8 protein-coding genes are annotated in these 11,726 nt (G+C 64.3%); 2 read left to right on the forward strand and 6 right to left on the reverse strand.

All coding sequences use genetic code 11. The annotated features are described in order from the left end of the window. Positions 1-87 precede the first annotated feature (87 nt). The 3 genes from HW090_RS01535 to HW090_RS01545 all read right to left on the reverse strand — a co-directional run bounded on the left by HW090_RS01535 (position 88) and on the right by HW090_RS01545 (position 6,194). Positions 88-3,768, reverse strand: a complete 3,681-nt coding sequence (locus HW090_RS01535) for a translocation/assembly module TamB domain-containing protein (RefSeq protein ID WP_179111819.1) — start codon at positions 3,766-3,768, stop codon at positions 88-90. Next, a complete protein-coding gene (locus tag HW090_RS01540) occupies positions 3,765-5,492 on the reverse strand; it encodes an autotransporter assembly complex family protein (RefSeq protein ID WP_179111820.1) in 1,728 nt (575 codons plus the stop codon). Before HW090_RS01540 ends, HW090_RS01535 begins: the two co-directional genes overlap by 4 nt. 87 nt (positions 5,493-5,579) lie before the next feature. Further along, the gene (locus tag HW090_RS01545; protein ID WP_179111821.1) at positions 5,580-6,194 is read right to left on the reverse strand and encodes a GNAT family N-acetyltransferase; all 615 of its coding nucleotides are present in this window, start codon (positions 6,192-6,194) and stop codon (positions 5,580-5,582) included. Between the two features lie 166 nt (positions 6,195-6,360). Here HW090_RS01545 and xthA point away from each other — a divergent pair, with 166 nt between their 5' ends. Further along, the gene (xthA, locus tag HW090_RS01550; RefSeq protein WP_179111822.1) at positions 6,361-7,176 is read left to right on the forward strand and encodes an exodeoxyribonuclease III; all 816 of its coding nucleotides are present in this window, start codon (positions 6,361-6,363) and stop codon (positions 7,174-7,176) included. 166 nt (positions 7,177-7,342) lie between these two features. Here the strand turns inward: xthA and HW090_RS01555 are convergent, their stop codons facing one another. Both HW090_RS01555 and HW090_RS01560 read right to left on the reverse strand, forming a co-directional pair. Next, entirely contained in the window at positions 7,343-8,863 is a 1,521-nt protein-coding gene (locus HW090_RS01555) for an aldehyde dehydrogenase family protein (protein WP_179111823.1), read from the reverse strand. 154 nt (positions 8,864-9,017) lie between these two features. After that, positions 9,018-9,662 carry a VacJ family lipoprotein gene (locus HW090_RS01560; protein WP_256930774.1) on the reverse strand — a complete coding sequence of 215 codons (645 nt, stop codon included), beginning with the start codon at positions 9,660-9,662 and terminating at the stop codon, positions 9,018-9,020. 333 nt (positions 9,663-9,995) lie between these two features. On the opposite strand from HW090_RS01560, the gene HW090_RS01565 reads away from it, so the two are divergent. Next, positions 9,996-10,709 (forward strand): amidotransferase, encoded by a 714-nt coding sequence (locus tag HW090_RS01565; RefSeq protein ID WP_179111825.1) that lies wholly within the window; start codon positions 9,996-9,998, stop codon positions 10,707-10,709. 36 nt (positions 10,710-10,745) lie between these two features. Here the strand turns inward: HW090_RS01565 and HW090_RS01570 are convergent, their stop codons facing one another. Continuing rightward, on the reverse strand, positions 10,746-11,717 hold the full coding sequence (locus tag HW090_RS01570; protein ID WP_179111826.1) for a magnesium and cobalt transport protein CorA: 972 nt from the start codon (positions 11,715-11,717) through the stop codon (positions 10,746-10,748). Positions 11,718-11,726 lie beyond the last annotated feature (9 nt).

Below are 11,726 nucleotides of genomic sequence, written 5' to 3' on the forward strand. Positions count from 1 at the left end.
CTCAGCCCGGACAGGATGCGAGCCGCATGGCGCCGACAGGCGCATCGCCGCGTCCCGACAGTCCGCCGGGCGCTTTCCATGCGAAACCTAGAAATCACGCCGGTAGAAGATATCCAGCGAGCTGGCCAGCCCACTGGCCGCTTCCAGGAATATGCGCCGGGTCAGCCGATAACGCAGGGCGATGGTATTGGCCGGTTCGAACACACCGACCCCATACCGCAGCGACAAACGCTCAGTGATCTGCCCGCTGGCGACCACGCTGGTGCTGTTGCCGGTGCCTTCGGTATCCAGCATGAAGTCCTCGATCCCCAGTTGCTCCGCCAGCCCGCCGGCCACCGAGGAACCGCCCATCAGGCCGAGCCCCAGCGCCGCCTGGGCCAGCAGGTTGCTGTCGCCGGTATCAGCACCGAGGGCGCGCCCCAGCACCAGATAGGCCAGCGCCTGTTCCTGGCTCATCGTCGGTTCGGAGAACACGTCGATGCGCGGCTGCTCGGCACTGCCGGAAATACGCAGCCCGGCCACCACGTTCTCCGCATCGATGCGCCGGATGGCTTCGATATCCAGGTAGGGTTGCGACAGCAGGCCGGTGAACAGCAGGCGCGCACGCCGGATGGTCAGGCGCTGGCCATAGGCGCGGTAGCGGCCATTGTTGAGATTCAGCTCGCCCCGGGCATCCAGATCGTTGCCGATGTGCAGGTGGCCAGCCAGGTCCGCCGTCAGGCCGAACCCGGAGAAGCGCAACCGCTCCTGGCCGACTTCCACGGCGATGTCCATGCGCATGGCCATGCCAGCCTGCTCGCCCTCCACGTCCTGCCCGACGATCTGCGCATCCTGCGACACCTTCACCGTCGAGGGCGGCAGCTCACGCACGGTGATGCTGCCACGCGGCACGGCAACCTTGCCGCTGATCGACAGTTGCTGGTCGAGCAGCGTGATCCGCAGGTCTGGCGTGACATCGAGTTCGGCATAAGGCTCGACGGCCACCGGCAGGTCGCTGCCAGTAACACTCAGCTCCAGATCGAGTGCCTCGTGCCAGTCGAGGCGCCCGCTCAATTGCCCCTGGCCGCGCTCACCGCTGCGCCAGCCACCGTCCAGTTGCAGGCGCTCGCCATCGATCAATACCGTCACCTGCAGGGCCTCGACCGAGAGCGGCAATTCGTTTCCTGCGATCTCTCCGTCGCTGAGCACCAGCCGCCCGTTGACCACCGGCTTCATCAGGCTACCGGACAAGCGCCCGGAACCATTGAGCTTGCCTTCCAGTCGGTCGATCTGCTCGACGAAGGGACGCGCCACGGACAGGTCCAGCCCGCTCAGTTGGAAATCACCGGAGAGCGTCTTGAGCTCGCTGCGCGGATCGATGCCGACACGGACCTCCAGCTCACCCAGCGAGGCGCCCTTGAAGCGCAGGGTGCCGTCGACACGACGCGGTGTCAGTTGGCTGTCCAGGGCCAGGGTCTGGTAGGGAAAGTCGACCCATTCCTGCGCTTCGCGCAGACGCAGCAGCCCCGGCCCGGCATCCAGGGTGATGCGCCCGGACGGCCCGGCACTCGGCAGGTCGAGGTGGATATCGGCACTGAGCACGCCTTGCCAGGCGAAATCGTCGGGCAGATAGGGTTCCAGGCTCGCCAGTTGGAAATCCCGCAGGCGATAGCGAACCTGGGTGTCGGGCAGCAAGCGCTGCTTCTCGGCACACAGGCTGGCAGGCCCGGAGACCCAGCAATGGGCGCCCAGGTCGATACGGCCATTCGCCAGGCGCGACAAGGTCGCCGGTGCCTGGAGGCTCCAGCGCTGTTGCTGGGCATCCAGGTCCAGCCGCTCCAGTTGTCCATGCCAGGCGTCACCGCGCAGACCGCCGTCGAGGCCCAGCGCCAGTTTCAGCAGCGGGCCTTGCAGCGCCAGGGCCGCCTCATGGCGCTGGCGGGTACCGCTGGCGCTGAGTGTCGCCTGCCCCAGATCGTTCTCGCCCACCCGGATGCCATCGGCCTTGAGACCCAGCCGTGCACGCTCGCCCGCGTCCAGCACAGCGTCCAGTTGCAATTGCCCGACCTTGTTGTCCTCGAAAGCCAGGCGCTGCCCGCCGAGGTTCAATTCACCTTCAGGTGCCGTGGCGGTACCGGCCAGCTTCAATGCACCGGACAGTTGCCCCGCCAGCCCTGGCCAGAGCTGGCCAAGGTTGCGCAGGTCGAGATCGAGCTGGCCAGCCAGGCGCTCGGCCCAGCGACCGCTGCCCTTGACGCTGTTATCGCCCAGTTGCAGCTGTAGCTGCGGCACGTTCCACTGCTCGCCCGCGCCATTGGCCTGCAGGGCCAGGCGTGCGGGGCGGCGACGCAGTTCGCCTTGCAGGTTCAGGTCGGCGTCCGCCCGCAGGACACCGCCTTGCACGCCACCCTGGCTCTTCAACGTGCCTGCCAGCTTGCCGGGGAGTTCGGCCAGCCAATAGGCCGGATCGAAATCACTCAGGGTCAGGTCGGCCTTCCAGTCGATGGCGTCGGCAAAGCCCGCGCTCAGGCTGCCGGCGACACGCCCCTGCCCGGCCACCAGCGCCAGTTGCGGCAGATGGATCTCCTGCAAGGTGCCGCTGAACGGACTGACCAGGGTGAACGCACCCGCCGGACCGCTCAGGTTGGCGTCGAGGTTGCCCAGGTAACGGCCATCGTCGTATTGGACCTGTGTCGTCAAGCGGTGCAACGTGACCGGCGGCGCCTCGTCGAGCGGGTACAAGCGCTGCCAGGGGAATTCGTTCCAGTGCAGCGAGGCGTCCGCCTTGAGGCCCTGGGCCCAGTCGAAATCGCCCTTCAGCTCCAGGCGTTGCTGCTCGCCGGCGTCCAGCTCCAGTACCTGCACCTGTGCGCCCTGCGCCGTGGCCCGCGCCTCCAGCGCCAGGCGAACCGCGCCGCCCTGGCCAGGGAAACGCCCCGTTCCGAGCACGGCGTAGCCATCCTGCAAATCGCCTCGGGCGGTCAGTTCCAGTTCATCCAGACGCAAGGTCTCGGGCAGTTCGGGAGCGGCCTTGAAGTCCCGCACCTGCACCAGGAAGCTGCCTGGCAAATGCTCATGCAAGGGTTGCAGGCTGCCGTTCAGGGCAGCCACCAGATAACCCTCGCTGTCGAGCTTGAGCGCCAGGTTTTCACGCACGTCACCGGACAGCGCGAAGGTCACCTGCCAGGGGCGCGCATCCGGTGCCGGCAGGCTGGCCTGCCCGGTCAAATCCAGCGGCCAGGTGCCGTCCAGGCGCAGCGTACCCGTCAGTTCGGCCTGCAGGTCTTCGCGCGTCACACGCAGGGCGGCAATCTTCACCCCCTGCGCCAGCCAGTCGGCCTCCAGATGGGCACTGCGCAGCAGCTCATCACCATTCAGGCTGACCGGGCCGATGTCGACCCGGGACAGTTGGATGCCGACGGGCAGGCGGATATCCGGCAGCTCGAAAGGCTCGTCACTGGCCGGCTCCGTCGAGGGCGGGAAGACCAGTTCGACCTTGTCTGCGGCCAACTCGTCGATGCACAGGCGCAGACGCAACAGGCAGGACGGCGACCACTGGAAACGCGGCCCATCCACCTGGACCTGCTGCTCACCCTGCTGCCAACGCAGGCTCTGCGCCTGCCAGCGCCCCCCCAGGCGCCCCTCGAACCCCTCGACCTGCAAACCGGGCACCCAGCCGAGCAGCCAACGACTGCCCGCCTCGCTGGCCAACAGGCTCGCGAGCGCCAGGACTGCGGCCAGCACGATGGCCAGCAACAGCGCCAGGCCAATGCGGATACCCCGCTTCATAATTCAGGCCCCATGGAGAAGTGCAGGCGAACGCCGCCGTCGCCGTCCAGCGGATGTGCCAGGTCGATACGGATCGGTCCCACCGGGGAAACCCAACGCACACCCAGGCCCACGGCGCTCTTGAGCGAGGGGAAATCCAGCGAGTTGAAGGAATTGCCCTGGTCGACGAAGCTCGCCAGGCGCCAGCGCTCGGCGATGGAATACTGGTATTCGACGCTCATGGCGAACTGGTAGCGCCCACCGATACGGTCGCCATCGGAGTTGGTCGGCGACAGGCTCTGGTAGTCGTAACCGCGCACGCTCTGGTCGCCACCGGCGAAGTAACGCAGCGACGGTGGCACCTTGGTGTAACCGTCGGTCAGGTTGCCACCCAGTTGCACACGCCCGAGGAAGCGGTGATTGCGTGCCAGGGTGGTCAGGCCCTTGATCGTGGCGTTGCCGTGGATAAGGTTGGCGTCCGACAGCAGCCCTTCCTTGGCCGCCGACAACTCGAACTGCAACCGATAGCCCTCGCTCGGGTCCATGCGGTTGTCGCTGCGCAGGTAGCTGTAGGCGATGCCAGGCATCAGCAGCGTGCTCAATCCCGAGTCATCGCCCAGGCGATACTCCTCGCGCTGCCATTTGAGCGACAGCACCCGCTGCCAGCCATTGGGCAGGTCACGGTGCCATTCCGGCCCCAGGGTCAACAGCCGGCTAAGGCTGTCGGTGTTGGCCAGCTCTTCATACTGGTAGCCGCCGGCATAGCGCAGCTTGTTGCTCAAGGGCGGATCGAGCGGCACTTCGTACCAGAGCCCAACGTTCTGCCTCGGCGCCGACAGCTCGGCTTCCGCGCCATAGCTGTGCCCCTGGGGATTGACCCAGTGCCGCGTCCAGTCGGAGCGCATGCGCGGCCCGACATCGGTGGAGAACCCAAAGCCCAGGCCCAGTGTGCGCGGCTCGCGGGTGGTCAGCAGCACGTCCACGGGAATGCGTTGCGCCTCTGCACGGCTCGGGTTGGCGTCGACCCGCACCCCGGCGAAATAGCCGCTGGACTGCAACGCCTGGTTCAGGTCGGCGATCAGTTCGGAATCGTAGGGCGTGTCGGGCTGGAACGGCACCATGCGCGCCAGCAGGCTTTCTTCGAAGGGAAACTCCCCCTGGAAGCTCACATCGCCCAGGCGATAGCGCGGGCCGCTGTCGAAGATCAGTTCGATATCGGCAACGCCTTCGTGGGGATCGACCTGCAGTTGTTGGCGTGTAAAACGCCCATCGAAGAAGCCGTATCGCGAAGCCTGGTTGAGGAACTGCTGCTTGGCATCCTCGTAGTGCCCGTGGTTGAGCACCTCGCCCTCTTTCAACAGGCGCCGGGGTACGCGAAAGGTCGGTATGTCGGCAGCCTCGCCATCCAGCCCGAGCACCACGCTGCGCAAACGCACCGGCTCGCCCGGAACCACGTTCAACACCAGGCGAGGCGTTTCACCGGCGATCACCTCGCTGCTCACCTGCCCCTGGTAATAGCCGAGGGCCTGCAGGGCTTTTTCCGCCTGCTGCAAGGCTATCCGGCTGTAACGCAGCAACTCCCGCTCATCGCGATCGCCCAGCTCGCCGACATAATTCTCGATGTTCTGCCGCAGTTCGCGGTTGCCCGGCTTGACCTTGACGTTCAGTTCAGCGGCAAACGCCTCGGCACCTGCCAGCGACAGGAAGAGGCCAAGGCAGGCGCCGTAGCGTTTGAGTTCTTTCATGGGGGCGAATGCTAGGGGTTGTTGAGGTCCGCTCGCAAGCGGACATGCTGGCTCTGGCGGCGGGTGTCGCGGCCCTGGACCGTGCAATCAGCTCGACGCTATCGGGTAGAAGAACACATGCTCGACCACCGGGCCGATGGCGATCTGCCCAAGCTCCTCATAGCCACGCTTGCGGAAATACTCCAGGTAGCGCGAATTGCCGGTATCGATGACCAGCCCCTGGGACTGCTCGTCCGCCATGCACCAGTCATGCACCGCCCGCAACAGCCGCTCGCCATGCTGCTGCCCCTGGAACTGAGGGTGCACGCCGAGCAGTGGCAGCATATGGAAGGCGCCTGGCGGCAGGCTGCCCAGCAGGGTGCGCTGGTATTCGAGGTAGCGTCGGGTACTGCCGACACCGACAGAAAGCAGCATGCGCAACCGCCACAACCAGCTGTCGGTGATCGCCAGACGACGCTGGGGCGGCGCGATCAGGGCCACCGCGATCAGCCGGTCACGCAGCAACAGGCCAATGGCCGGTTGCTCCTGGGTGAAATGCTGGTCGACCAAGGCACGGATCGTCGCCCGCAGGCGCTGCTCGTAGCCGGGACGCTCCGACTCGAACAGGTAGGTGAAAGTCGGGTCATGCAGGTAAGCCTGGTACAACAGGGTACGGGCTTCACGTGCATGGGCACTGTCGAGCAGGTGAATATCGGCAGACATTGTCGTTCTTCCTTAATGACATCGATGGCATCGACGACGGCTCCGGCCGGCCCTATCCGTGCAGTGCAGGCGCCCATTGTGCATGTTCGAACCGCTGGCGCTGCCGAGGTTCCCTCCATCCACCCGGCCTGCCTAAAATGGCGCTTCCATACTGAAAGGCCCGACCATGAAACTCGTCTCCTTCAATATCAACGGCTTGCGCGCCAGGCCGCACCAACTGGCCGCGCTGATCGAAAAACACCAGCCCGACGTCATCGGCTTGCAGGAAACCAAGGTCTCCGACGAGCAATTTCCCCTGGCCGAGGTTGAAGCCCTGGGCTATCACGTCCATTACCACGGGCAGAAAGGCCACTATGGCGTCGCCCTGATGTCACGCCAGGCGCCCCTGGAAATCCACAAGGGCTTTCCGGGTGATGCAGAAGACGCACAGCGGCGCTTTATCTGGGGCCGCTTCGCCGATGCCCAGGGCAACCCCGTGGTGGTGATGAACGGCTACTTTCCCCAGGGTGAAAGCCGCGACCACCCGACCAAGTTTCCTGCCAAGAACCGCTTCTATGCCGACCTGCAAGCATTGCTGGAAGAGCGCTTCAGCCCTGACGAGGCGCTGGCCATCATGGGCGACTTCAATATCTCCCCACAGGATTGCGACATCGGCATCGGCGAGGTCAACGCCAAGCGCTGGCTGCGCACCGGCAAATGCAGCTTCCTGCCGGAAGAGCGTGAATGGATGGAAAAACTCAAAGCCTGGGGTCTGCAGGACAGCTTCCGCACCCAGCACCCGGAAGTGAACGATCTCTTCAGTTGGTTCGATTACCGCAGCCGAGGCTTCGAGGACGAACCCCGCCGCGGCCTGCGCATCGACCTGATCCTCGCCACCGCCCCACTCCTGGCCCGCCTTGATACCAGCGGCGTGGACTACGACATCCGAGGCATGGAAAAACCTTCCGATCACTGCCCGGTCTGGCTGCAATTGAAGCCCTGATGGCGTGCGAGCTGTCGTGGATGATCCAGCGTAAATAAAAAAACGCGGCCGAGGCCGCGCTGCGAGGATGGTTGCCGGATCGAGACAAGAGCAGGGATCAACCATCGCACCCGAGGGGTGCTGCAAGTGAACCGGCGCATCGGAGCGGACGCGCCGGACCCATCATTCAGAAGAACCCGAGCGGATTGATGTCGTAGCTGACCAGCAGGTTCTTGGTCTGCTGGTAGTGGTCGAGCATCATCTTGTGGGTTTCGCGACCGACACCGGACTTCTTGTAGCCACCGAACGCGGCGTGCGCCGGGTACAGGTGGTAGCAGTTGGTCCACACGCGACCGGCCTTGATGCCGCGGCCCATGCGGTAGGCACGGTTGATGTCGCGGGTCCAGACGCCGGCACCCAGGCCGAACTCGGTGTCGTTGGCGATGGCCAGGGCTTCGGCTTCGTCCTTGAAGGTGGTGATGCTCACCACCGGGCCGAAGATTTCTTCCTGGAACACGCGCATGTCGTTGGTGCCCTTGAGCAGCGTCGGCTGGATGTAGTAACCGCTGGCCAGGCCACCTTCCAGTTTCTCCACCGCACCGCCGGTGAGCACTTGCGCGCCCTCTTCACGGGCAACGTCGAAGTAGGACAGGATCTTCTCGAACTGCTGTTGCGAGGCCTGGGCGCCGACCATGGTGTCAGTGTCCAGCGGGTCGCCACGCTTGATCTGGCCGATCTTCTTCATCACGACCTTGAGGAAGTCATCGTAGATCGACTCCTGCACCAGTGCGCGGGACGGGCAGGTGCAGATTTCGCCCTGGTTGAAGAACGCCAGCACCAGGCCTTCGGCGGCCTTCTCGATGAACTCCGGCTCGGCGCGCATGATGTCTTCGAAGAACACGTTCGGCGACTTGCCACCCAGCTCGGTGGTCGACGGAATGATGTTCTCGGCGGCGGCCTTCATGATGTGCGAGCCGACCGGGGTGGAACCGGTGAAGGCGATCTTGGCGATGCGCTTGCTGGTGGCCAGCGCTTCACCGGCTTCGCGACCGAAGCCCTGGACGATATTCAGCACGCCCGGCGGCAGCAGGTCGCCGATCACTTCCAGCAGCACGGTGATGGACAGCGGCGTCTGCTCGGCGGGCTTGAGCACGATGGCGTTGCCGGCGGCCAGGGCCGGGGCAAGTTTCCAGGCGGCCATCAGCAGCGGGAAGTTCCACGGGATGATCTGGCCGACCACGCCCAGCGGCTCGTGGAAGTGATAGGCGGCGGTGGTGTCGTTGATCTCGGCGGCGGCGCCTTCCTGGGCGCGGATGCAGCCGGCGAAGTAACGGAAGTGGTCGGCGGCCAGCGGCACGTCGGCGTTGAGGGTCTCGCGCACCGGCTTGCCGTTGTCCCAGGTCTCGGTGACGGCCAGCAGTTCGAGGTTCTGCTCGATGCGGTCGGCGATCTTCAGCAGCACCAGCGAACGGTCCTGCACGGAGGTGCGGCCCCAGGCGTCGGCGGCGGCATGGGCGGCGTCGAGGGCCTTGTCGATGTCCTCGGCGGTGGAGCGTGGGAATTCGGCGATCACTTCGCCCGTGACCGGCGAGGTGTTGGTGAAGTACTGGCCTTTGACCGGCTCGACGAACTCACCGCCGATGTAGTTGCCGTAGCGCTTCTTGAAGGAAACGATGGCACCTGGGGTGCCGGGTTGCGCATAGATCATGATGGGGCCTCTTTTGTTGTCGTCGAATCGATCTGCTGTTGCCTGTCCTTGCTGACAGGCGATGACCGATATTAGGCAGCGCGACGACAACCCCGGAATGCCCCCATGGGCGATAGACCCTACTCATTTGGTAGTAGACGGCCTGTCGCCTGGCTCAGAAATCATCCTCGACCTGCCCATCGCGCATACGAAACTCGCGGCTCTGCAGGTAGGCATTGCGGATGAAGATATAGCGATCGCCAGTGACCATTCTTTCGGCCGCCAGCAGGCTGGCGCGGGTATCGACCACGTCGACGCCCATCAGCGTGTTGCGCGAGGGCACATGCTGCATGTACGGATAGGGTTGCAGGTAGGTGTCCGGCACCCGACCCACCGCATCGCGCACGGTACTCGGCCCCAGCAGCGGCAGGACGACATAAGGGCCGTTGCCCAGGCCCCAGACACCGAGGGTCTGGCCGAAATCCTCGTCATTGCGTTGCAGACCCATGCGGGTGGCGACATCGACGAAGCCCAGCAGGCCGAAGGTGGTGTTGAACAGGATACGGCTGGTATCCACACCCGCATCGTGCACCTTGCCTTGCAGCAGGTTGTTGCTCAGGACGACCACATCGCCGACGTTACGGAAGAAATTACCGATACCGTCTTCCAGAGGCGCGGGCGTCACCTTCTGGTAACCCTTGGCCAGGGGCTTGAGGGTGTAGCGGTCGAGCGTATCGTTGAAGCGGAAGACCACACGGTTGAAGCCTTCCCACGGATCTTCCTCGGCCGCCTGGGCGGAAACGGCGCAGAACGACGCCATGAATCCCAGCGAAACGAATGTGGCGATACGGCCGAGTTTCTTCATGCCGAACGTATGCATGCAAGACATCCCCTGACGGATATGGACAGTAATGGTCGAAGGGGCGGGATTATAAAGCCATTGCACCGGCAAACGGCAAAACCCACCCCCGAAAGGCGGCGATCATACTACGTACCCTGATCGACGAAGCACCCGCGCAACCCCTGCTTCTCCTGTCGGCAGATTTCTTCCGCCAAGGCTCTACAAAGCACGATTGCCCAGTTGCATTGGGCCTGCCGGACAGGCAGTCTTTTCTGCCATCCTCACCCTTTGAAAACACGGGATCACTGCACCATGCCGCTGCGGATATGCATTCTGGAAACCGATCTTCTCCACCCCGATCTGAGCGAGCGTTATCAGGGTTATGCGCGGATGTTCCAGCAGTTGCTGGATAACCAGCCGATCACGGCGGAATTCAGCACATTCAATGTCTTCCAGGGCAATTACCCACCCGCCGGGCAACGCTACGATGCCTATCTGGTGACTGGCAGCAAGGCCGACTCCTTTGGCAGCGACCCATGGATACAGACGCTCAAGCAATACCTGCTGGAGCGCTTCCTCGCCGGTGACAAGTTGCTGGGCGTCTGCTTTGGCCATCAGTTGCTGGCCCTGCTGCTCGGCGGCGAGACGCGACGTGCGGAACGCGGCTGGGGGCTGGGGCTGCACCGCTACCGGCTGGAACATCGTCCGGAGTGGATGCAGCCTGCAGTGGAAGAACTGACCCTGTTGATCAGTCACCAGGACCAGGTCACGCGCCTGCCGGAGAACGCCACCCTGCTGGCGTCCAGCGACTTCTGCCCCCACGCGGCCTACTGCATCGGCGATCAGGTCCTGTGCTTCCAGGGGCACCCCGAGTTCGTCACCGACTATTCACGCGCCCTGCTCGACCTGCGCCGCCCGAACTACGGCGAGCAGCTCTACCAGACCGCCCTGGACAGCCTGCAACACGAACATCACGGCCGCACCGTCGGCGCCTGGATGCTGCACTTCATCGCCTGGAACCGCTAGCAACCCGCACAGGGTGCGCCCTGTGCACGGCGTCCCCTACAACCAGCCGTAGTGTCGGAAACTGGCATACAGGCTGACGCAGCCGACAGCCAGGAATCCCAGCACACCGAAGTAGCCGTATTGCCACTCGAGTTCCGGCATGAAGCGGAAATTCATGCCGTAGATCCCCGCCACCGCAGTCGGAAACGCCAGGATCGCCGCCCAGGCGGCGAACTTGCGCTGGGTCACGCTCTGCCGCGACGCCTCCAGCAACAGCCCGGTCTCGATGGCGTGGTCTGCCATCTCGCGCTGCATGCCGACATCCTCCAGCAAGCGGCTGACATGGATCGCCACGTCGCGGAAATAAGGCCGCATATGCTTGTCGATGAAGGGGAAATCCAGCCGTTGCAGTTCCTGGCAGATTTCCGCCAGCGGCCCGATATGGCGGCGCAGGCGCTGCAGGTCACGCCGCAGACGGTGAATGACCTCCACATCGGTCTGGGTCAGCGGACGCTCCAGCACATTCTGCTCAAGGGCCTCCAGCTCGCTGTAATAGGTGTCCATCAGCGGGTGGTAGCTTTCAATGACGAAGGACAACAACGCATACAGCACGAAGTCCTCGGCATGCGCCAGCAGTAGCGGGCGGGCCTCGCAGCGCTGGCGCACCTGGGCATAGGACGGCGAATTGCCGTAACGCGCACTGATGACATACCCCTTGCCGGCGAACAGTTGCGTCTCGACGAACTTCAGCTCGCCATCGATGCGCAAGGGCGAATAGACCACCAGGAACAGCGCATCGCCAAAGGTCTCCAGCTTGGCCCGCGTGTGCCGCTGCAAGGCATCCTCCAGGGCCAGTTCATGCAACCCGAACTGCCGTTGCAGCGTGCGCAATTCCTCGCCACTCGGATCATGCAGGCCGATCCAGACGAAATGCTCGGGCTTGCGCGACCACTCCAGCCCCTCGTCCAGACTGATATCGGCGACCTTCCGCCCCTGGCTGTAGACCGCAGCCCCTACGACGCTCCCCATGAATGGCTC

The sequence above is a fragment of the Pseudomonas sp. ABC1 genome (assembly GCF_013395055.1).
In the GTDB taxonomy this organism is placed as follows: Bacteria; Pseudomonadota; Gammaproteobacteria; order Pseudomonadales; family Pseudomonadaceae; genus Stutzerimonas.

Coding starts and splice junctions, on each gene's coding strand:
- xthA (WP_179111822.1), top strand. CDS start 6,361: ATGAAACTCGTCTCCTTCAATATCAACGGCTTGCGCGCCAGGCCGCAC.
- HW090_RS01545 (WP_179111821.1), bottom strand. CDS start 6,194: ATGTCTGCCGATATTCACCTGCTCGACAGTGCCCATGCACGTGAAGCC.
- HW090_RS01570 (WP_179111826.1), bottom strand. CDS start 11,717: ATGGGGAGCGTCGTAGGGGCTGCGGTCTACAGCCAGGGGCGGAAGGTC.
- HW090_RS01565 (WP_179111825.1), top strand. CDS start 9,996: ATGCCGCTGCGGATATGCATTCTGGAAACCGATCTTCTCCACCCCGAT.
- HW090_RS01560 (WP_256930774.1), bottom strand. CDS start 9,662: ATGGCGTCGTTCTGCGCCGTTTCCGCCCAGGCGGCCGAGGAAGATCCG.
- HW090_RS01535 (WP_179111819.1), bottom strand. CDS start 3,768: ATGAAGCGGGGTATCCGCATTGGCCTGGCGCTGTTGCTGGCCATCGTG.
- HW090_RS01540 (WP_179111820.1), bottom strand. CDS start 5,492: ATGAAAGAACTCAAACGCTACGGCGCCTGCCTTGGCCTCTTCCTGTCG.
- HW090_RS01555 (WP_179111823.1), bottom strand. CDS start 8,863: ATGATCTATGCGCAACCCGGCACCCCAGGTGCCATCGTTTCCTTCAAG.